Genomic DNA, 18,893 nt, shown 5'->3' on the forward strand with positions numbered 1-18,893 from the left:
ATGTAGCATTTTTATGGACGGGAGTCGTCAGGCATCGAGGCGCATGGGCAGCCCGCGCCGGGACATGTGCTCCTTGGCTTCGCGGATGGTGAATTCCCCGAAGTGGAAGATCGAGGCGGCCAGCACGGCGGTGGCGTGGCCGTCGCGAATACCGTCGACGAGGTGGTCGAGATTGCCGACGCCGCCCGAGGCGATCACGGGAACGGGGATGCTGTCGGCGATCGCCCGGGTCAGCGGGATGTCAAAACCCTGCCGCGTGCCGTCACGGTCCATCGAGGTGAGCAGGATTTCACCGGCGCCGAGCGAGACCACCTCCTGGGCATATTCGATGGCGTCGATGCCGGTCGAGTTGCGGCCGCCATGGGTGAAGATCTCCCAGCGCTCTCCGCCACCGGCGCGCTTGACCCGCTTGGCGTCGATCGCGACCACCACGCACTGCCCGCCGAATTTCTCGGCGGCTTCCTTGACGAACTCACGCCGAGACACCGCGGCGCTGTTGATCGAGACCTTGTCGGCGCCGGCGCGCAGGAGGGTCTTGATGTCGTTGACCTCACGGACGCCGCCGCCCACGGTCACGGGCATGAAACAGGCTTCAGCGGTGCGCCGGACTACGTCCAGCATGATGCCGCGATTCTCATGGGTCGCGGTGATGTCGAGGAAGGTGAGCTCGTCGGCGCCGGCGGCGTCATAAGCGATCGCCGCTTCAACGGGGTCACCGGCATCGCGCAAATCGACGAAGTTGACGCCCTTGACGACGCGGCCGTCCTTGACGTCGAGGCAGGGGATCACGCGCACCTTGAACATTGGATGTCTCCTAGGCGGCGCGCGCGTTGCGGATCAGGTTGAGGGCGGACGCGGGATCGAGCCGGCCGTCATAGAGCGCGCGGCCGGCGATCGCGCCGGCGAGCTTCTTGGCGCGCGGCGTCAGCATCGCCTTGACGTCCTCGATCGAGGCGAGGCCGCCGGAGGCAATCACGGGAATCGAGATCGCATCCGCTAGCGCGATGGTCGCATCGAGATTCAGGCCCTTGAGCAGCCCGTCGCGCGCGATGTCGGTGAAGATGATGGCGGCGACGCCGGCATCCTCGAAACGCCGTGCGATCTCCAGCACCGTCACCTGCGAGGTCTCAGCCCAGCCTTCGACGGCGACCTTGCCGTCACGTGCATCGAGCCCGACCGCGACGCGGCCGGGGAATTTCCTGGCGGCCGCCTTCACCAATTCGGGGTCGCGCACCGCGGCGGTGCCGATGATGACACGGGTGATGCCCTTGTCGAGCCAGGCTTCGACAGTCGCGAGATCGCGAATGCCGCCGCCGAGCTGCACCGGAATCGTGATCGTCTTCAGCATCGCCTCGACGGCCTGCGCATTCACCGGCTTGCCGGCAAACGCGCCGTCGAGATCGACGACGTGGAGATACTCAAAGCCCTGCGCGACGAAGCTCGCCGCCTGCGCGGCGGGATTGAGGTTGAACACGGTCGCGCGCGCCATGTCGCCCTGTTCGAGGCGCACGCATTGGCCGTTCTTGAGGTCGATCGCGGGAAAGAGGATCACGGTTTCCATCGCAAAAAATTCGAGATCAGGGCCAAACCAAAGCGCTGGCTCTTCTCGGGGTGAAACTGTGTACCGATGGCGGTATCCTTGCCGACGATCGCGGTGACAGGCCCGCCGTAATCGGCGCGCGCGAGCACGTCCGCCTCGTTGGCGGCATTGAGGTGGTAGGAGTGCACGAAATAAGCGTGCTGGCCCTTGGGGCCGAGCGGCAGCTTGTCCAGCACCGGATGCTCGCGCAGCACATCGAGCGTGTTCCAGCCCATGTGCGGGATCTTCAGGCTCTCGTCGCGCGGCGTGATCTTCTCGACGTCGCCGCCGATCCAGTTCAGGCCTTGCGTGATGACATGCTCCTTGCCGCGGGTGGCGAACAACTGCATGCCGACACAGATGCCGAACATCGGCCGCGCCTTGACGCGCACCGCTTCGGTGATCGCCTCGACCATGCCGTTGACGGCATCGAGCCCGCGCCGGCAATCGGCGAACGCACCGACGCCCGGCAGCACCAGGCGGTCGGCGCTGTAGGCCTGGTCCGGATCGCTGGTGACGAACACCTTTTGCGGGTTGTCCATGCTGCGCGCGGCGCGCTCGAACGCCTTGGCAGCCGAATGCAGATTGCCGGAACCGTAATCGATGATGGCGACGCTCATCTTGACCCTCCCGGTTCTGGAAACAAACCAATGATGCCACCCGCCGGCATCGGCGGCGGATTGGAGAATTGCTGACCCGGCACGTTGCGGGTCGGCGGTGGGCCGCCGCGATCGACGGCCCATTGATCGTTGACGATGCCGCGCTGCTTCTGGCTCCAGCGCTCGAAGAAGCGGTGCTCGGCGGTATCCTCATCGTCGGAAATGACCACGTCGAGCTGCCGCCATTTACCGCGCGACAGCGTCCAGCGGCGCAGGCTGGAGGCCTCGAATCCCATCAGGAGCGCGACGATGACGTCGGCGAAGAAGATCGACGACCGGCCGACGCCGAGGCTGGACAGCCCGACATTGAAGGCGGCCACGAAGATCAGCCAGCCGATCAGCGCCAGCCACAGCCGATTCCACAGCAGCCAGAACGGTCCGAAGATCATCGCCCAGAAATGGAAGCCGTCGCGCACGAAGACGAACTTGTCGGTCGCGCGCAGATCGGCTCCGGCAGGTGAGGGAGCATGAACTGTGTAGACGGACATGGCGATGCCCCGTTCCCTAGGAATTCAGTGATACCGCAAGCGGCGCGCGCCGCCGGCCGAAAGACGTCAGCCGCCGAGCGAGCCCTTGGTGGAAGGGATTTCGCCCACCGTCTTCGGGTCGATCGCAACGGCAGTCCGCAGCGCCCGTGCCAGACCTTTGAAGCAGGACTCGGCGATATGGTGGCTGTTATCGCCATATAGGGTCTCGACGTGAAGAGTCACGCCGGCGTTCATGGCAAAGGCCTGGAACCACTCGCGCACCAGCTCGGTGTCGAACTCGCCGATCTTGTCGCGGGGGAAGTCGACCTTGAACACCAGGACCGGGCGGCCCGAGATGTCGATGACCACGCGCGACAGCGTCTCGTCCATGGGCATGTGCACGCCGGCATAGCGGGTGATACCCGCCATGTTGCCGAGCGCCTGCTTGACGGCCTGGCCGAGCGCGATGCCGGTGTCTTCGGTGGTATGGTGATGATCAATGTGCAGATCGCCGACCGCCTTGACCGTGAGGTCGATGCGGGAATGGCGGGCGAGGAGATCGAGCATATGGTCGAAAAAGCCGATGCCGGTCGCGATATTGGACACGCCGGAGCCATCGAGGTTCACGGTGACCTCGATGTCGGTTTCCTTGGTCTTGCGCTTGATCGTCGCGGTGCGCATCAAAACTAGCTTTCATCCTCGTTCGGGGCCGAAAACGCCGGTCTTTTAACAGCCAAATGACGCCTTCGCTACTGCGGGAACGGCTGGCCGGGCCTCTACTTCTGCCTATGGTGAGCGAAATTGGTCCCGGAGCGGCCCGTTGTGCGCCAGTTGTCCCCTTGGCCCCGACCGCCTAAATCAGGCCGGACAACGAGGATCATTCATGCAGGACTCCCCAAACAGCTCGCCGGTCTGGCACGGCACCACGATTTTGACGGTCCGCAAGGGCGGCACGGTGGTGGTCGGCGGCGACGGCCAGGTCTCGATCGGCCAGACCGTGATCAAGCACAACGCCAGGAAGGTCCGGAAACTCGGCAAGGGCGACGTCATCGGCGGCTTTGCCGGCGCAACGGCCGACGCCTTCACGCTGTTCGAGCGTTTGGAAGCCAAACTCGAGCAATATCCGGGGCAATTGACCCGAGCCGCCGTCGAACTCGCCAAGGACTGGCGCACCGACCGTTATTTGCGCCGGCTGGAGGCCATGATGATCGTGGCCGATAAGGACGTCTCCCTGGTGCTGACAGGCACCGGCGACGTGCTGGAGCCCGAAGCCGGCGTGATGGCGATCGGCTCCGGCGGGAATTACGCGCTGGCAGCCGCCCGCGCCCTGCTCGACACCGACAAGGACGCCGAGACCATCGTCCGCCGCTCCCTCGACATCGCCGCCGACATCTGCGTCTACACCAACCGCAATGTAACCGTCGAAGCGCTGTCGGCCGGGTAGGGCTGTGATTGAACAGCGGGGCTCAGAACTGGCTGTAACCTCTCCCGCTTGCGGGAGAGGTCGCGCCGAAGGCGCGGGTGAGGGTTCTGTCCTCTTGGGGGCTGTCCCATTGCGGAAGCACCCTCTCCCCGACCCTCTCCCGCAGGCGGGAGAGGGAGTGCACCACCCGTTGGCCGCTAGGCCATGACCCCCGCCTACACCTTCCGCCCGATGACCGCGGACGACCTGCCGCTGATCCGGCGATGGCTGGGCGAGGCACATGTGCGGGACTGGTGGGGCGATCCGGACGAGCAGTTCGCGCTCGTGAGCGGCGATCTTGATGAGCCGGACATGGACCAGTTCATCGTGTTGGCCGGCGACAAGCCGTTCGGCTATCTTCAATGCTACCGCCTGACCGCCTGGAATACGGGTCTTGGGCCGCAACCGGAGGGCACGCGTGGCATCGATCAATTCATCGGCGAAAGCGACATGATCGGGCGCGGGCACGGTTCGGCATTCATCCGCCAATTCGCCGACGCGCAGTTGCGGCAGGGCCTGCCGCGCATCGTCACTGATCCTGATCCGCTCAACGCGCGCGCCGTGCGTGCCTATGAGAAGGCCGGCTTTGTCCGCGACCGCATCGTCGAGACGCCCGACGGGCCGGCGCTGCTGATGGTGCGCGCGCCATGACGCTGGCAACCACGCATGAGAGCAGGGCCGCGTTTCCGCCGCTCGCCTGGGTCGGCATCGCGCTGCTGCTGCTGGCGATGCAGGCCTCGATCCTGCTCGCGATGGGCCGGGTGCCGATCTGCACCTGCGGCTATGTCAAGCTGTGGCATGGCGTGGTGAACAGCTCCGAGAATTCGCAGCACATCGCCGACTGGTACACCTTCTCGCACATCCTGCACGGGTTCCTGTTCTATGGCTTGACCTGGCTGCTGTTCGCGCGGCTGCCATTCGTGTCTCTGTCCTGGCCCGCGCGCCTGATCGTCGCCATGCTGATCGAAGGCGCCTGGGAGATCGTCGAGAACTCGCCTTTCATCATCGAACGCTACCGCGCCGGCACGATCTCGCTGGATTATTTCGGCGACAGCATCGTCAATTCGGTTTCTGACAATCTGTCCATGATGCTGGGCTTCCTCGCCGCGCGCTTGCTGCCTGTATCGGTGACCGTCCTGCTCGGGCTCGCCTTCGAAATCATGCTGGCGCTCCATATTCGCGACAATCTGACGCTCAATATCCTGATGCTGATCCATCCGATCGAGGCGGTGAAACAATGGCAATCGGGTCCGCCGATCATCTGACGGCAAAAAAAGCGGCTTGTCCCGCCCCGCATCTGATCCTAGCTAAGGTCCCATGACAGACTTCTCCCCCCGCGAAATTGTTTCCGAACTCGACCGTTTCATCGTCGGCCAGGCCGATGCCAAGCGCGCCGTCTCGATCGCGCTGCGCAACCGCTGGCGGCGGCAGCAACTCGAAGGTTCCTTGCGCGAGGAGGTGCTGCCGAAGAACATTTTGATGATCGGCCCGACCGGCGTCGGCAAGACCGAGATCGCGCGGCGGCTCGCCAAGCTTGCCAACGCGCCGTTCCTGAAGGTGGAAGCAACGAAATTCACCGAGGTCGGCTATGTCGGCCGCGACGTCGAGCAGATCGTGCGCGATCTCGTCGAGGTCGCGATCTCTCAGGTCCGCGAGCGCAAGCGCAAGGACGTGCAGGCACGCGCACAGCTCGCCGCCGAGGAGCGCGTGCTCGACGCGCTGGTCGGTGCCAATTCCAGCGCCGCGACGCGGGACTCCTTCCGCAAGAAGCTGCGCGCGGGCGAGCTCAACGACAAGGAAATCGAGATCGAGACGCAAGGGGGCGGCAGCGGCTTTCCGATGTTCGAGATCCCGGGCATGCCCGGCGCGCAGATGGGCGCGGTCTCGATCGGCGACATCTTCGGCAAGCTCGGCGGGCGCAGCAAGACGCGGCGGCTGACGGTGGAGAGCTCGCACGAGATCCTCGTCAACGAGGAATCCGACAAGCTGCTCGACAGCGATCAGTTGACGCTGGAGGCAATCAGCGCGGTCGAGAACAACGGCATCGTGTTCCTGGACGAGATCGACAAGATCTGCGCCCGCGAAGGCCGCGCCGGCGGCGACGTCTCGCGCGAGGGCGTGCAGCGCGACCTGCTGCCGCTGATCGAGGGCACCACGGTCTCGACCAAGCATGGCGCGGTGAAGACCGACCACATCCTGTTCATTGCCTCCGGCGCCTTCCATGTCGCCAAGCCGTCCGATTTGTTGCCGGAATTGCAGGGCCGCCTGCCGATCCGCGTCGAGCTGCAGGCGCTGACCCGCGACGACATGCGCCGCATCCTGACCGAGCCCGAGGCCTCGCTGATCAAGCAGTATGTCGCGCTGATGCAGACCGAGGGCGTCACGCTCGACATCACCGACAACGCCATCGACGCGCTTGCGGACGTCGCGGTCGCCGTCAATTCCACCGTCGAGAACATCGGCGCGCGGCGGCTGCAGACCGTGATGGAGCGGGTGCTGGACGAGATCTCCTTCACCGCCCCCGACCGCAGCGGTGAGACCGTCAGGGTCGACGCCGATTTCGTGCAGAAGCACGTCGGCGACCTCGCCAAGAACGCCGATTTGAGCCGGTTCATTTTGTAATTTGACCGGGCCGCGCTATTTATTCCGCCGTCGTCCCGGCGAAGGCCGGGACCCATAAGCACCAGCGGTTATTGTTGGAAGAGATAGCGACTCCAGCCTTGGCTCAAAGCAAACATTCGTGGCTATGGGTCCCGGCCTTCGCCGGGACGACAACGGAAGGTGCCGCGCGTCGAGTGCCATATGCTCGCTGACTTTCAGAAAAACCCCTGGCGCATCCTGCTCGCGGTCAACGCCGCGATCATCGGCGGCGTCTTCGTTCACAAGATCCAGCTGCCGCCTTACGTCCCCTACATCCACCTCCTCGTCGACTATCATTTTGGCTTCATCAAGCGCGCGCTGATCGGGGCGATCGTCGCGCTGTTCACCGACAAGGTGCCGCTGTGGCTGGTGTTCGCGCTCGGCGGCGCGACATGGCTGGTGACGCTGGGGCTTTACGCGAGACTGTTCCAGAAGACTTTCGGCTTCACCACGAAGACATTGCCGCTGTTCGTCTTCATCGCGGGTTCGCCGTTCTTTCTCAAGAACTTCATGCACACGCTCGGCCATTTCGACATCTATGGCTGCGCGCTGGCGATCTTCCTGCTGCTGGTGCCGGCGGGATCGCTGCTGTTCGTTGCAACCGCTGCGCTGTTCTCGATCGTGCTCGTGCTGATCCACCACATCCATCTCCTGATGTATGTGCCGACCATCATCACCATCGTCGTGATCAGGCACTATCTGACGCACGGCTGCGATCGCACCAATGTCGCGTTCGGCATCATCGCCCTGCTTGCCGTCTCCGCGCTGTTCTTCGCCGCGCAGTTTTGGGGAACGATGCCGATCCCGGAGGCGGATTTCGTTGCCTACCTGAAGAGCCGGATGGCCGATCCGTCGCGGACCGACCTGCTGCAGTTTGCCTACATCTGGTATCAGCCGCTGGCGAAGGAGATTTCCGACACCTGGGGTCGCCTGCCGCACAACGTCCTCGGCGTGCCCGTGTTCGCGCTGCTGATCTGGCTGCACACACCGCTGTGGCGCTATTTTGCCAACCTGATCGGCGCGCTCAACGACACGCATCGCCGTCTCGTGGTCGCGGCGCTCGCCGGTGTCAGCCTCGCCTGTCTCGTGATGTTCGCGATGGTGTTCGACTATTCGCGCTGGATCTCGAACTGGGCGGTCTGCATGTTCCTGATCCTGCACGCGGTGAAGATGCTGCCCGCAGTTCGCGAGACGCCGCTGATTCCGGCGGAAGATCAGAAGACAAATATCATGGGCCTGATCGTCACGCTGATCCCGCGCGTCGGAATCGTGCGGCCGTTTTAGACGGTGCGCTCCCTCTCCCGCTTGCGGGAGAGGGTTGGGGAGAGGGTGTCTCCGCAGAGGGATTCCCCAAGAGGAGAGAGCCCTCACCCGCCGCGCTTCGCGCGACGACCTCTCCCGCAAGCGGGAGAGGTTGCAGCGAGCCTGCGGTTAATATCTCGCCCGCCTGATCCGCACGTAAAGCGCGCCCTCGCCGCCATGGCCGATGCCGGCTTCCTCGAACCCCACGACGAAGGCCCGGAATTCCGGCAGGCTCAGCCATTCCGGCACCTGACGGCGGAGCACACCGCTTTCGCCGCCGCTGCGGCCCTTGCCGGTGATGACGAGCACGAAGGTCAGACCATCATGATGGGCGCGGTGCAGGAAGCCGCTCAGAGCGCGATGGGCCCGCATCTGGGTCATGCCGTGCAGATCGAGGCGCGCCTCGATCTCGCTGCGCCCGCGCGACAGCTTTGTGCGCTCGCGCTTGCCGAGCGGCGCGAGCGGCGGCACCGCCGGCTTCGCCGCACGCGGTGCCGGGGCAGCGGCAATCGGACGTGGCGATGGCGCGAGCCGCGTGGCGGGCGCTGCAGGAGAAGGCTCGGTGCGCGGTGAAGCCTGTGCCTTGGCGACACGAGGCTTCCTGAGCGGCTTGACCTGCTTTGCGATCGTATCCCACAGCGCGCGCTCTTCCTCGCTCAGCGCGCGACGGCGCGGCGAGGGACGAGGCTCCAGCACGGGCGGACGGGACGATCGCTTCATTGCTGCCGATGGGAACGACTTTTCACCGGCCGCCGCGGCTCCTGAACTGGCTCGATCACGGGACGCGGCACCGGCAGCGGGACTGGACCGGCGACAGCGACCGTCTCGCTCTTGCTTTGCGCCACGGCTGCCGCCGGCTTGTCCTTCGCAGGATCGGTTTGCGGAAACAGTTTTGCAATTTTCTCCGAGGGCCGCGGATCCGGCACAGGCAGCCGCGCGGCGCGCGCTGTGGGATCGAGGCCCTTCGGCACCAGCATCACGAAATGCATGGCATGGCGCAGCCGCCCGGAGACGCGGCCGGCCTCCTGACCCGCGCCGAAATAGAGATCGGCGCGCGCCGGACCGATGATGGCCGAGCCGGTGTCCTGCGCGATCATCAACCGATGGAACGGCGTCTTCGCGCGTTCGGAATCGATCGGGAGCTCGCCTTCGATAAAAAACGGAGTGCCGTAGACGTGGAGCGACTTGTCGACCGCGATCGAACGTCCGGCCGTCAGCGGAATGCCCTGCGCGCCGACCGCCTCTTCCTTGTCGGACAGATTGACCTCGCGGAAGAAGATGTAGGAGCGGTTCTGGCGGCGCAGCTCCCTGGCGCCGTCAGGGGTCTGCGCCATCCACTCCCTGATCTTCTGCATCGACATCTCTTCCTTCGGAATGATGCCGCGCTCGATCAGGATGCGACCGACCGCCGTATAGGGATAGCCGTTATAGGCGTCGTAGTTGAGCCGGACCGTGCCGCCGTCGTCGAACTTGATCCGCGCTGAGCCCTGGATCTGGGCGAACAGCAGATCGGTCGGGTCCTTCAGCCAAGCGATCTCGAGTCCGCGGCCGGCGATCTTGCCGTCCTCGATCTCGGCGCGGTCATAATAGGGTACGAGCTTGCGGCGGCCGATCTTGCGATAGACCGGGCCCTTGTTGGGCAGGCTGACCGAATCCTGCTTGTAGCCGCGCACGAACAGGTTCGAGGGGCGGCGATAGACCGGGACGTTGTAGACCTCGGTCTGCGTGCGCGATCCCTCCAGCACCGGCTCGTAATAGCCGGTGACGAAACCGTCGGGCTCGCCGAGGCGCGAGATCCGCAGCGGTGCAAAATTCTCTTCGAAGAAGGTTTTGGCTTTGGCGTCGTCGGCAAGCTCGAGCGACTTGGCGACCCGGCAGGGTTCGCCCAGCGAGGCGCCTAAAGCCTTGGGTTCGGGAGCGCCGGTCTGCGCGCTGATCGGACGGCAGCTCGCGCGAAAGGTCTTGTAGGCGGCGAGATGATTGTCGTCGCTCCAGCCCTTCACGTCGGCCCAGGCCAGCGGCAGATATTGCGCGCCGGGAATCTCGAACGGCAGGGGAAGCTGCGGATACGGCAAGGCGCGCGGCGGCGCGGCAGGCAATTCCGGGAGATGATGGTGATGGCTGCGATAGTGGCGCCGCGCCGCCTCGGCGCCGAGTGAAAACGACCACAGCGCGACGGCACCTGCGCAAAGCGCCGTCGCGCTGGTCTTCAGGAAAACCTTAATTCGCGCTTCCGGTGCCAACCAGCTTCCAGTTCGGATCGCGAGAGGTGATGTCGCGGGCGAAAGTCCAGATGTCGGTGATGTCGGCGACCGTGTCGGCGCTGCCGTCGACGATGTTGCCGGTCTTGTCTCGGGTGGCTGAGATCATCTGCGAGACGAAGCGGATCGTGAGCTGGGCGGTGCGGTCGCGCAGCTCGGCGCCGACGAGCTCGGCCTTGTCGATCGAGACAAAGCGCGTCTCGGTCTTCTGCTCGTTCTTCTCGCGCTCCTTGATCGCGGCGTCGAAGCTTTCATAGACCTCCGACGACAGCAGGTCGCGCAGCGCGCGGCGGTCGCCATTGGCAAAGGCCAGCACGATCATCTCATAGGCGCCGCGGGCGCCGGAGATGAAATGGCGCGGATCGAAGGTGGAATCCTTTTCGACGATGGAGTCGAGACCCTGGGCGAGCACGGTGCCCGGCTCGGTCAGGCCCTTCCAGCGGTCGGAGGGCGGGGTCGGTTCGGCCGTCGGCGCCAAGGGGGCCTGGTCGATGACCTTGCCCGGCATGGTGACGACGTTCTTGTCCTGGGCACCCTGGAGCGCGTTGCGGTCGAACGGCGGCCGCTCGTTGCCGGTGCGCTGCCCCAGCACGCTACGCAGCCTCAAAAAGATGAAGACCGCCAGCGCCAGGAAGATGATGGTGTAGATGTCCACGTCGTATTCGCTTTCTGGTCGTCTGTAGAAGGGGCCGTCTCGAAAGGATCGTGCCGGGAAAATCGATCCGGCCAGTAGACCGTTCCATACCGGAACGGCAAGTCTACATCACCATTTCGGGTCCGCGCGTCCGGTCCGTGGGATGTAGGCACGAAATCTTGCCCGGCCAATGGCGCCTTTTGGCACAGCACCGAGTGTAGCGCGTTTTATGCTTAAGGGGAAACCCGATCCTGCCGGGAAATCGCGCATCTTCAATCGTTTAAGGCGCGGTTTCGCTGGATCGGCGGGATGGACGCCACAGTTGTGGGCGTGGCCGGAATTCCCCATCCGGGACCGTTCGTCCTTGTGGAACGAGGTAGCCCTATGTTAGCCAACCGCCGCGAAATTCAGCCCAATCGGGTAAGGAGACACTCTTATGACCAACGGTAACGGCACCCCTCCCGAGGCGGCCCAGGCTCCCCAGCTCAACGTCCTGGCGCAATATACCAAGGACCTCTCCTTCGAAAATCCGAATGCGCCCAGCTCGCTCCAGCAGCAGAGCCAGCCACCCCAGATCAACATCCAGATCAATGTCAGCGCCAACAACCTCAGCGAACAGGAGTTCGAGGTGACGTTGTCGGTCGAGGGCAAGGCCGAGACCGCCGGCAAGATCATGTTCTCGTTCGAGCTCGCTTATGCCGGCGTGTTCCGCATCTCCAACGTGCCGAAGGACAATTTGCATCCGCTGGTCATGATCGAATGCCCGCGCCTGCTGTTCCCGTTCGCCCGTGAGATCATCGCCACTGCCGTGCGCGACGGCGGGTTCCCGCCCCTGATGCTGGATCCGGTCGACTTCGTCGGCCTCTATCGTCAGAACATGGAGCGGCAAATGGCCGCTCAGCCGAGCGGCCAGGCTTAACCAGCCGAAGCGACCGCTGGAGCGGGCAAGAACTCGTTCCAGATCGCCTTGTCGCCGAGCGTTGCGATGAAGGCCCGGTGGGCCTCGCGCTCGGCGTCTGAAATCCGCGGTGGAAGCGGCGCCGGCCGCTGCCGCCGTGGCGCATCGGCAGCCCCATTGGCGCGAGTTTCCTCGGATTCGGAAGCCAGCAGCAGCTGCGATTGCCGCGCCCCGACCAGATCCACATAGACTTCCGCAAGCAACTCGGCGTCGAGCAAGGCGCCGTGCTTGGTGCGGCGTGAATTGTCGATCGCATAGCGCGAGCAGAGATCGTCGAGCCGGTTCGACACGCCGGGATGCTTGCGCCGTGCCAGCAGCAGCGTATCGACCAGCCGCTCACGCGGGATACCCGGGCGCTTGATCCGGTCGAGCTCGGCATTGATGAAGCTGATGTCGAACGAGGCATTGTGGATCACCAGCGGCGCGTCGCCGATGAACTCCAGAAAATCGTCGACGACCTCGTGAAACAGCTGCTTCGTCGCCAGAAACTCGGCCGACAGCCCGTGCACCGCAAAAGCTTCTGCCGGCATGTCCCTTTCGGGATTGATGTAGACGTGGAAACTCTGCCCCGTCGGCATGCGATTGAGCATCTCGACGCAACCGATTTCGACCAGGCGGTCTCCCCGCAGCGGATCGAGGCCGGTGGTTTCGGTGTCGAGAACGATTTCGCGCATAGTCCAGCAAGCCGTGTAAGGCGGCGAATCAGGCTCGCCGCTGCGGCATCTTAACGACCTCGGCCAGGATGTGCGCGATTTGAGCGCGCACCGGCTCGAGTCCATGCGACGTATCCACCACGAAATCGGCACGCTTGCGCTTTTCCGCGTCGGGAGTCTGCTTGGCGATGATGGCGTCGAGCTTGGCCTCGTCCATGGTGCCGCGCGCCAGCACCCGCTCGCGCTGCAGTTCCGGAGACGTCGTCACGACGACCACCGCGTCGACCCGCGTCTCGCCGCCCGTCTCGAACAGCAGTGGAATGTCCAGCACCACCACCGGCGCGTTGGCGGCTTCGGCGTCAGCGAAGAATTTCTTTCGGGAAGCGCCGAGCATCGGATGGACGATCTGCTCCAGCTGCTTGATCGCGGCAGGATCGTGCACCACACGCGCCGACAGTTTTGCCCGATCGACCTTGCCGTTCGCGGTGGTGCCGGGGAAGGCGGCCTCGATCGCGGGCGCAGCCTCACCCTCGTAAAGCTGATGGACGGCCGCATCGGCATCGTAGACAGGGACGCCAGCCTCCGCGAATAATTTCGCGGTGGTCGATTTGCCCATCCCGATCGAGCCGGTCAGTCCCAGGATCCGCATCAGCACCCAGCCATATCTGCCATTCACACCGCAACTAGCCGCTCGCGCCGCAGGAACGCAAGCAGCGACAGCAGCGGCAAACCGAGAATGGTGAAGTGGTCGCCCTCGATGCGCTCGAACAAATGGATACCCAGGCTTTCGAGCTGATAGCCTCCGACGCTGGTGGTGACGGCATCGCCGGCGATGTCGAGATAGGCCGAAAGCTCGGCCTCCGTCATCTGCCGCATGGTGAGGCGCGCGACCGAGATGTCCTCGAAGATGATCTCGCCGTCGCGTGCTATCGCCACGGCGGAATTCAGCTCATGGCTATGGCCGGAGAGATCGCGCAGTTGCGCCAGCGCCTGGGCGCGGCCCGCAGGCTTGTTGAAGAGGCGATCGCCAAGCGCCAGCGTTTGATCCGCACCGATGACGGTGCTTCCGGCGTGATGGGTCGAGACTGCCTTGGCCTTTTCGCGCGCCAGCAGCAGGGCAATCTCGCGCGGATCAGAAAGCCCGGAGGCGGCCTGGATCTCGCGCTCGTCGATATCAGCCGTGATCGCCTTGAACTCGAGCCCGGCATTCGCCAGCAGCATCTTTCGCGCGCTGCTCTGCGAGGCCAGGATCAACGAAGATTTGCCGAGCCACAGACCCATCGCGAAACTATCCCAAAACTATTCAGAAGGCCGGTTACGCTGGCGATCGCTGTAGAGTTTCATGATCGCCGCGGCGGTTTCCTCGATCGAGCGCCGCGTGACGTCGAGCAGCGGCCAATCGTGCTTGGCGCTCAGCTTGCGGGCAAATGCGACCTCCTCGGCGACCGACTGCTTGTCGGTATAGGTGTCGCTGCTGGAATCGGCGCCCATGGAGAGCAACCGGTTCGTGCGCACCTGGATCAAGCGTTCCGGCGTCGCATGCAAGCTCACCACCAGCGGTCGCGTCAACGTTTCCAATTGCGACGGCACCGGAATGCCGGGAACCAGCGGCACGTTGGCAGTGCGGATGCCTCGGTTGGCAAGATAGATCGACGTCGGAGTCTTGGAGGTGCGGGAGACACCGACGAGCACCACGTCCGCATCGTCGAGCCCTTCGACATGCTGGCCGTCATCGTGGATCATCGTGTAGTTCAACGCGTCGATGCGCTTGAAGTATTCGGCGTTGAGCACGTGCTGGGCGCCGACCCGGCCGGTCGTGGCAGCTCCGAGATAGGCCTCGAACAACTGCATCACCGGGCCGATGATCGACAAGCTCGGAACATTGATTCCTTTGCACTTGTCCTCGAGCCTGGAGACCAGATCCTTCTCGAGCAGCGTGAACAATACGATTCCCGGTGCTTCCTCGATCTCGTCGAGCACGCGATCGAGCTGTTTCTGGCTGCGCACCAGCGGATAGACGTGTTCGACCGGCGTGACGTTGGCGTACTGGGCGGCAACGGCGCGCGCGACCGTGATCAGCGTCTCACCGGTGGAATCGGACACGAGGTGCAGATGGAAATAATTGTTCGAGGTCGGCACAAAAGCCCTTTGTATGAAGTCGGTGTGGTTTGTGGATTTCTGTGGACCTTAACCGCTCGGAAAGGGATGTGCGACACCGGGGGCGGGACAAGTGCCGATTTTCTTCACACCACTGCCCCTGAGAACAACTTCGACGCCCTGCCGAAAGGGAAACGGGATTGCGTCGATAACCCTCTTGATAAGCTGCCGACAGAAACGCGCAAGCCTTTGAAGCTGACCGACTTATCGAGAGTGGCCAGAGCGATCAGGGATATGTTGATGGATGTGAACAAGCGCGTGTGAACGGGCGGACGGAAATGTGTGAGTCCAATTCACCGTCACATAGACTCAAACCTTAAGAATCTAAGATTCTTATTGGAGAAGGGCGCTACGGACGGATATGTGTGCAGGCAAGACCTTAACGACTCCTTACTATCCCCAGCGTTCCCTTCGGCTGGGCAGGAATCCGGACCCCAGACATGTTTGAAGACGTCTACCTCTGGATCAAGGCGCTGCATGTGATCGCCGTCATCTCCTGGATGGCGGGCATGCTCTATTTGCCACGGCTGTTCGTTTATCATTGCGAGGCCGAAATCGGCTCGAAGCAGTCGGAAACATTCAAGGTCATGGAACGGCGGCTGTTCAAGGCGATCATCAACCCCGCCATGATCGTGACCTGGCTCGCCGGGCTCTATCTCGCCTGGGCCGGACACTGGTTCACTTTCGGCTGGCTGCACGTAAAACTGGCACTGGTCCTGGCGATGTCCGCGGTCCACGGCTTTTTTTCGCGCTGGCTGAAGGATTTCGCAGCGGACCGACGCCCCCGGAGTCAGAAATTCTATCGGATTATCAACGAAGTACCGACTGCCTTGATGATTCTTATCGTCATCATGGTGATCGTGAAGCCGTTCTAGGCAGGGTCGTGAACAATCGCTCAGTGCTTCTGCTTGCGGAGTGTGAGGCGATTTTCTATATTAGCAATATCCCACCCAACGCAGGCGGATGTGGTTGTGTCTGAGCTTTCCAGAGGCCGGACACCCCATCAGGTTTGAAGCCTCACCGGCACTCTCCTTGCCAGACCTGCGGACCTTGCCTTTTCGCGTCCGCATTTCAGAGCCTCCTCGCACCCCCTCCCCAGGTTACCCCACAGGACCACCCCAATGCGGGAAATCAAACTCCAGGACCTCAAGTCGAAGACGCCGGCCGAGCTCGTCTCGTTCGCGGAAGAGAACGGGGTCGAGAATGCCAGCACCATGCGCAAGCAGGAGCTGCTGTTCGCCATCCTCAAGCAGCTTGCGCTCGCTGAGACCGACATCGTCGGCGAAGGCGTCGTCGAGGTTCTCTCCGATGGCTTCGGCTTCCTCCGCTCGCCCGATGCGAATTATCTGCCGGGCCCGGACGACATTTACGTTTCGCCCTCGCAGATCCGCCGTTTTGGCCTGCGCACCGGCGATACCATCGAAGGCCACATCCGTAGCCCGAAAGAGGGCGAGCGCTATTTCGCGTTGCTGAAGGTCAACACGCTCAATTTCGAGGACCCGGAAAAGGCCAAGCACAAGGTCAATTTCGACAACCTCACGCCGCTGTTTCCGAATCAGCGCTTCCGTATGGAAATCGACGACCCGACGCGGAAAGACCTGTCTGCAAGGGTGATCGACATCGTCGCGCCAATCGGCAAGGGCCAGCGCGCGCTGATCGTCGCGCCGCCGCGCACAGGCAAGACCGTGCTGATGCAGAACATCGCGCATTCGATCGCGCATAATCATCCCGAGTGCTATCTGATCGTGCTCCTGATCGACGAACGTCCCGAAGAAGTGACGGACATGCAGCGCTCGGTGAAGGGCGAGGTGGTGTCCTCGACCTTCGACGAGCCGGCGGTGCGCCACGTCCAGGTCGCCGAGATGGTGATCGAGAAGGCCAAACGCCTGGTCGAGCATGGCCGCGACGTCGTGATCCTGCTCGACTCCATCACGCGTCTCGGCCGCGCCTACAACACCGTGGTGCCGTCATCGGGCAAGGTGCTGACCGGCGGTGTCGATGCCAATGCGCTGCAGCGGCCGAAGCGGTTCTTCGGCGCCGCCCGCAACATCGAAGAGGGCGGCTCGCTGACGATCATCGCGACCGCGCTGGTCGATACCGGCAGCCGCATGGACGAAGTCATCTTCGAAGAGTTCAAGGGCACCGGCAACTCGGAGCTGATCCTCGACCGCAAGGTTTCGGACAAGCGGACTTTCCCGGCGATCGACATTTCGCGCTCCGGCACCCGCAAGGAAGAGCTGATCACCGATCCGGTGGTCCTGAAGAAGATGTACGTGCTCCGCCGCATCCTGAACCCGATGGGGACGATGGACGGAATCGACTTCCTGCTCGACAAGCTGCGCTCGACCAAGAGCAATTCCGAGTTCTTCGACTCGATGAACACCTGATTGCAGTGCAATATGATCAAAGGGCGCCTCCGGGCGCCCTTTTTTCGTTGTGCGGCTTTGCTGCAGCGAAGGTGCAGCATGGCGGGGTGTTCGTCGCTTGGACTACATTTTATATAAGTTATTGATATTGTTGTTGAATAATGTGATATCGGAGCGCTGCCCATTCCGTTGGGAGTGGCTTTTGCAGCAGACGCTCGCGAATTTGGTGCATCGCAATATAGATTTTGCTGCGGGAATTGGTGCAGCAAAATCGCGTGATTTGTCGGCCAAAACGGACGTTTGCCTTTTTCCTGTCAGCCGGACAAATAGGCCATGCATCCGCGAGACCACACGATCTTTGCACTGTCGTCCGGCCGTCCGCCGAGCGCGCTTGCGGTGGTGCGCGTCTCCGGGCCAGGCGCCAGCCTGGGGCTGACGACGCTGGCGGGCAAGCTGCCGGCGCCGAGACAGGCCAGCCGCCGGCTGCTTCATGACGGCGCGGGTCAGCCGATCGACGATTCGGTGGTGCTGTGGTTTCCGGGGCCTGGCAGCGCGACCGGCGAGGACGTCGCCGAATTTCACGTCCATGGCGGTCGCGCGGTGCTGGCCGCACTCTTCACCGCTATTTCTTTAATTCCGAATATGCGCGCCGCTGAGCCCGGCGAATTCACCCGGCGCGCCTTCGAGAACGGCAAGCTCGACCTGACCGAGGCGGAGGGCCTCGACGATCTCATTCATGCCGACACCGACCGCCAGCGCCGCCAGGCGTTACGGCAATTGCAGGGCCTCCTCGGCAATCGAGCGCGCGACTGGCGCGAGCGCATCATCGAGGCCTCGGCTCTGATCGAGGCCGGCATCGATTTCTCCGACGAGGGCGATGTACCCGCCGAGTTGATGGCGCCTGCCGTAAAGGCGATCGTTGCGCTTCACGACGAAATCGCAGAAGTCCTTGCGGCACAGGGACAAGCTGAACGTTTGCGCGACGGCTTGGTGGTCGCGATCGCCGGCGAGCCGAATGTCGGCAAGTCGACGCTCATCAACCAGCTCGCGCGCCGCGACGTCGCGATCGTCTCGCCGCATGCCGGCACGACACGCGATGTGATCGAGGTGCAGCTCGATCTCGATGGCTACCCCGTCACGGTGATCGACACCGCCGGCATTCGCGAGACCGACGATCCCGTGGAGCAGGAGGGTGTCCGCCGGGCGCGAGCGCGAGCCGAAGACGCCGACCTGGTGTTATGGCTGGTGGAGGCTGGGCGCGCCGTCGATCCGGCCGCGATGCCGTTGCTAGGGAAGTCTGGCAACGCAAGCAGTCCCTCCGGCGGCTCGGTCTGGATCGTGCGCAACAAGATCGATCTAGGCGGGGTCGAGGACGTCGGGCCGCGCGGTGAGTTCGGAATTGCGGCGAGCCGGGGGGACGGCATTCCCGAGCTGGTCGATGCCCTGGTGAAATTCGCTGCCGAGTTCTTCGGAACGACGGAGGGCGCGTTGGTGACCCGGGCCCGCCAGCGGGATCTGCTGCGCCGGGCAGCGGACAGCTTGCGCCGGAGTCTTGAGCTCGTAGAAGAGGGTGAGGAGCTTGCCGCCGAAGAGCTGCGCGCGGCCGCCTATGCCTTGGGCCGGCTACTGGGTCGGGTGGATGTCGAGGACGTCCTTGGGGCGATTTTTCAGAAGTTCTGTGTTGGAAAGTAGGGCTAGTTCTTCATTGTAGAACTAGCCGTTGTTCCAATTCTTCGTTTCACGTGAAACGCGGCC

General features: G+C 63.4%; 22 protein-coding genes. 10 read left to right on the forward strand and 12 right to left on the reverse strand.

Annotated elements, in window-relative coordinates; translation table 11 throughout:
* Positions 1 to 27: 27 nt before the first annotated feature.
* From hisF to hisB, 5 genes are all read right to left on the reverse strand, one after another.
* A complete protein-coding gene (gene hisF, locus ABIB66_RS08430; RefSeq protein ID WP_007604055.1) occupies positions 28 to 804 on the reverse strand; it encodes an imidazole glycerol phosphate synthase subunit HisF in 777 nt (258 codons plus the stop codon).
* Positions 805 to 814: 10 nt separating this feature from the next.
* On the reverse strand, positions 815 to 1,561 hold the full coding sequence (gene hisA, locus ABIB66_RS08435; protein ID WP_275168965.1) for a 1-(5-phosphoribosyl)-5-[(5-phosphoribosylamino)methylideneamino]imidazole-4-carboxamide isomerase: 747 nt from the start codon (positions 1,559 to 1,561) through the stop codon (positions 815 to 817).
* Positions 1,549 to 2,199 (reverse strand): imidazole glycerol phosphate synthase subunit HisH, encoded by a 651-nt coding sequence (hisH, locus tag ABIB66_RS08440; RefSeq protein ID WP_027514809.1) that lies wholly within the window; start codon positions 2,197 to 2,199, stop codon positions 1,549 to 1,551. Before hisH ends, hisA begins: the two co-directional genes overlap by 13 nt.
* Positions 2,196 to 2,726 carry a DUF2628 domain-containing protein gene (locus ABIB66_RS08445; protein WP_275168967.1) on the reverse strand — a complete coding sequence of 177 codons (531 nt, stop codon included), beginning with the start codon at positions 2,724 to 2,726 and terminating at the stop codon, positions 2,196 to 2,198. The genes hisH and ABIB66_RS08445 overlap by 4 nt, the downstream gene beginning before the upstream one ends.
* Before the next feature lie 66 nt (positions 2,727 to 2,792).
* A complete protein-coding gene (gene hisB / locus ABIB66_RS08450; RefSeq protein WP_275168969.1) occupies positions 2,793 to 3,386 on the reverse strand; it encodes an imidazoleglycerol-phosphate dehydratase HisB in 594 nt (197 codons plus the stop codon).
* Between the two features lie 202 nt (positions 3,387 to 3,588).
* On the opposite strand from hisB, the gene hslV reads away from it, so the two are divergent.
* The 5 genes from hslV (at position 3,589) to ABIB66_RS08475 (ending at position 8,091) form a co-directional block, all read left to right on the forward strand.
* Positions 3,589 to 4,149, forward strand: a complete 561-nt coding sequence (hslV, locus tag ABIB66_RS08455; RefSeq protein WP_027566238.1) for an ATP-dependent protease subunit HslV — start codon at positions 3,589 to 3,591, stop codon at positions 4,147 to 4,149.
* Between the two features lie 183 nt (positions 4,150 to 4,332).
* Entirely contained in the window at positions 4,333 to 4,818 is a 486-nt protein-coding gene (locus tag ABIB66_RS08460) for a GNAT family N-acetyltransferase (RefSeq protein ID WP_275168971.1), read from the forward strand.
* Positions 4,815 to 5,432 carry a DUF2585 domain-containing protein gene (locus ABIB66_RS08465; protein ID WP_275168973.1) on the forward strand — a complete coding sequence of 206 codons (618 nt, stop codon included), beginning with the start codon at positions 4,815 to 4,817 and terminating at the stop codon, positions 5,430 to 5,432. Before ABIB66_RS08460 ends, ABIB66_RS08465 begins: the two co-directional genes overlap by 4 nt.
* Positions 5,433 to 5,484: 52 nt before the next feature.
* A complete protein-coding gene (hslU, locus tag ABIB66_RS08470) occupies positions 5,485 to 6,789 on the forward strand; it encodes an ATP-dependent protease ATPase subunit HslU (protein WP_275168975.1) in 1,305 nt (434 codons plus the stop codon).
* 180 nt (positions 6,790 to 6,969) lie between these two features.
* Positions 6,970 to 8,091 (forward strand): hypothetical protein, encoded by a 1,122-nt coding sequence (locus ABIB66_RS08475; RefSeq protein WP_354254680.1) that lies wholly within the window; start codon positions 6,970 to 6,972, stop codon positions 8,089 to 8,091.
* A 147-nt stretch (positions 8,092 to 8,238) separates the two neighbouring features.
* Here the strand turns inward: ABIB66_RS08475 and ABIB66_RS08480 are convergent, their stop codons facing one another.
* From ABIB66_RS08480 to ABIB66_RS08490, 3 genes are read right to left on the reverse strand one after another with little or no spacing between them, the layout of a single operon-like run.
* A complete protein-coding gene (locus tag ABIB66_RS08480; RefSeq protein ID WP_354209774.1) occupies positions 8,239 to 8,829 on the reverse strand; it encodes a Smr/MutS family protein in 591 nt (196 codons plus the stop codon).
* Positions 8,826 to 10,352, reverse strand: a complete 1,527-nt coding sequence (mltA, locus tag ABIB66_RS08485; protein WP_354254682.1) for a murein transglycosylase A — start codon at positions 10,350 to 10,352, stop codon at positions 8,826 to 8,828. Before mltA ends, ABIB66_RS08480 begins: the two co-directional genes overlap by 4 nt.
* Positions 10,330 to 11,025 carry a Tim44/TimA family putative adaptor protein gene (locus tag ABIB66_RS08490; protein ID WP_354209772.1) on the reverse strand — a complete coding sequence of 232 codons (696 nt, stop codon included), beginning with the start codon at positions 11,023 to 11,025 and terminating at the stop codon, positions 10,330 to 10,332. Before ABIB66_RS08490 ends, mltA begins: the two co-directional genes overlap by 23 nt.
* 415 nt (positions 11,026 to 11,440) lie before the next feature.
* Between ABIB66_RS08490 and secB the strand changes: the two genes are divergently transcribed.
* Positions 11,441 to 11,923, forward strand: a complete 483-nt coding sequence (gene secB / locus ABIB66_RS08495; protein WP_007598595.1) for a protein-export chaperone SecB — start codon at positions 11,441 to 11,443, stop codon at positions 11,921 to 11,923.
* On the opposite strand, the gene dnaQ is transcribed toward secB, so the two are convergent.
* Genes dnaQ through ABIB66_RS08515 form a run of 4 tightly spaced genes read right to left on the reverse strand, consistent with a single transcriptional unit; the run spans position 11,920 to position 14,754 of the window.
* A complete protein-coding gene (gene dnaQ / locus ABIB66_RS08500; protein ID WP_354209771.1) occupies positions 11,920 to 12,636 on the reverse strand; it encodes a DNA polymerase III subunit epsilon in 717 nt (238 codons plus the stop codon). The two genes, secB and dnaQ, sit on opposite strands and share 4 nt — an antisense overlap.
* 28 nt (positions 12,637 to 12,664) lie before the next feature.
* Positions 12,665 to 13,264, reverse strand: coding sequence for a dephospho-CoA kinase (gene coaE, locus ABIB66_RS08505; protein WP_354209790.1), 600 nt, complete (start codon positions 13,262 to 13,264; stop codon positions 12,665 to 12,667).
* Positions 13,265 to 13,287: 23 nt separating this feature from the next.
* Positions 13,288 to 13,896: a Maf family nucleotide pyrophosphatase gene (locus ABIB66_RS08510; protein ID WP_275168983.1), complete on the reverse strand. Its 609-nt coding sequence runs from the start codon at positions 13,894 to 13,896 to the stop codon at positions 13,288 to 13,290.
* An 18-nt stretch (positions 13,897 to 13,914) separates the two neighbouring features.
* Positions 13,915 to 14,754, reverse strand: coding sequence for a pyruvate, water dikinase regulatory protein (locus tag ABIB66_RS08515; protein WP_018459640.1), 840 nt, complete (start codon positions 14,752 to 14,754; stop codon positions 13,915 to 13,917).
* Between the two features lie 66 nt (positions 14,755 to 14,820).
* Here ABIB66_RS08515 and ABIB66_RS08520 point away from each other — a divergent pair, with 66 nt between their 5' ends.
* The 4 genes from ABIB66_RS08520 to mnmE all read left to right on the forward strand — a co-directional run bounded on the left by ABIB66_RS08520 (position 14,821) and on the right by mnmE (position 18,830).
* Entirely contained in the window at positions 14,821 to 15,036 is a 216-nt protein-coding gene (locus ABIB66_RS08520) for a hypothetical protein (RefSeq protein WP_275168984.1), read from the forward strand.
* A 176-nt stretch (positions 15,037 to 15,212) separates the two neighbouring features.
* Entirely contained in the window at positions 15,213 to 15,647 is a 435-nt protein-coding gene (gene hemJ / locus ABIB66_RS08525) for a protoporphyrinogen oxidase HemJ (RefSeq protein WP_027514824.1), read from the forward strand.
* Positions 15,648 to 15,893: 246 nt separating this feature from the next.
* Entirely contained in the window at positions 15,894 to 17,159 is a 1,266-nt protein-coding gene (gene rho, locus ABIB66_RS08530) for a transcription termination factor Rho (RefSeq protein ID WP_007598612.1), read from the forward strand.
* A 312-nt stretch (positions 17,160 to 17,471) separates the two neighbouring features.
* Positions 17,472 to 18,830 carry a tRNA uridine-5-carboxymethylaminomethyl(34) synthesis GTPase MnmE gene (gene mnmE / locus ABIB66_RS08535; protein WP_354209769.1) on the forward strand — a complete coding sequence of 453 codons (1,359 nt, stop codon included), beginning with the start codon at positions 17,472 to 17,474 and terminating at the stop codon, positions 18,828 to 18,830.
* The last annotated feature ends 63 nt before the right edge of the window (positions 18,831 to 18,893 follow it).

The organism is Bradyrhizobium sp. F1.13.3, assembly GCF_040548265.1.
Classification (GTDB): Bacteria; Pseudomonadota; Alphaproteobacteria; order Rhizobiales; family Xanthobacteraceae; genus Bradyrhizobium.

What these genes read in the sequence shown, in the direction of transcription:
- hisF (WP_007604055.1), bottom strand. Translation starts at nt 804, where the DNA reads ATGTTCAAGGTGCGCGTGATCCCCTGCCTCGACGTCAAGGACGGCCGC.
- hisA (WP_275168965.1), bottom strand. Translation starts at nt 1,561, where the DNA reads ATGGAAACCGTGATCCTCTTTCCCGCGATCGACCTCAAGAACGGCCAA.
- hisH (WP_027514809.1), bottom strand. Translation starts at nt 2,199, where the DNA reads ATGAGCGTCGCCATCATCGATTACGGTTCCGGCAATCTGCATTCGGCT.
- ABIB66_RS08445 (WP_275168967.1), bottom strand. Translation starts at nt 2,726, where the DNA reads ATGTCCGTCTACACAGTTCATGCTCCCTCACCTGCCGGAGCCGATCTG.
- hisB (WP_275168969.1), bottom strand. Translation starts at nt 3,386, where the DNA reads ATGCGCACCGCGACGATCAAGCGCAAGACCAAGGAAACCGACATCGAG.
- hslV (WP_027566238.1), top strand. Translation starts at nt 3,589, where the DNA reads ATGCAGGACTCCCCAAACAGCTCGCCGGTCTGGCACGGCACCACGATT.
- ABIB66_RS08460 (WP_275168971.1), top strand. Translation starts at nt 4,333, where the DNA reads ATGACCCCCGCCTACACCTTCCGCCCGATGACCGCGGACGACCTGCCG.
- ABIB66_RS08465 (WP_275168973.1), top strand. Translation starts at nt 4,815, where the DNA reads ATGACGCTGGCAACCACGCATGAGAGCAGGGCCGCGTTTCCGCCGCTC.
- hslU (WP_275168975.1), top strand. Translation starts at nt 5,485, where the DNA reads ATGACAGACTTCTCCCCCCGCGAAATTGTTTCCGAACTCGACCGTTTC.
- ABIB66_RS08475 (WP_354254680.1), top strand. Translation starts at nt 6,970, where the DNA reads ATGCTCGCTGACTTTCAGAAAAACCCCTGGCGCATCCTGCTCGCGGTC.
- ABIB66_RS08480 (WP_354209774.1), bottom strand. Translation starts at nt 8,829, where the DNA reads ATGAAGCGATCGTCCCGTCCGCCCGTGCTGGAGCCTCGTCCCTCGCCG.
- secB (WP_007598595.1), top strand. Translation starts at nt 11,441, where the DNA reads ATGACCAACGGTAACGGCACCCCTCCCGAGGCGGCCCAGGCTCCCCAG.
- dnaQ (WP_354209771.1), bottom strand. Translation starts at nt 12,636, where the DNA reads ATGCGCGAAATCGTTCTCGACACCGAAACCACCGGCCTCGATCCGCTG.
- coaE (WP_354209790.1), bottom strand. Translation starts at nt 13,264, where the DNA reads ATGCGGATCCTGGGACTGACCGGCTCGATCGGGATGGGCAAATCGACC.
- ABIB66_RS08510 (WP_275168983.1), bottom strand. Translation starts at nt 13,896, where the DNA reads ATGGGTCTGTGGCTCGGCAAATCTTCGTTGATCCTGGCCTCGCAGAGC.
- ABIB66_RS08520 (WP_275168984.1), top strand. Translation starts at nt 14,821, where the DNA reads ATGTGCGACACCGGGGGCGGGACAAGTGCCGATTTTCTTCACACCACT.
- hemJ (WP_027514824.1), top strand. Translation starts at nt 15,213, where the DNA reads ATGTTTGAAGACGTCTACCTCTGGATCAAGGCGCTGCATGTGATCGCC.
- rho (WP_007598612.1), top strand. Translation starts at nt 15,894, where the DNA reads ATGCGGGAAATCAAACTCCAGGACCTCAAGTCGAAGACGCCGGCCGAG.
- mnmE (WP_354209769.1), top strand. Translation starts at nt 17,472, where the DNA reads ATGCATCCGCGAGACCACACGATCTTTGCACTGTCGTCCGGCCGTCCG.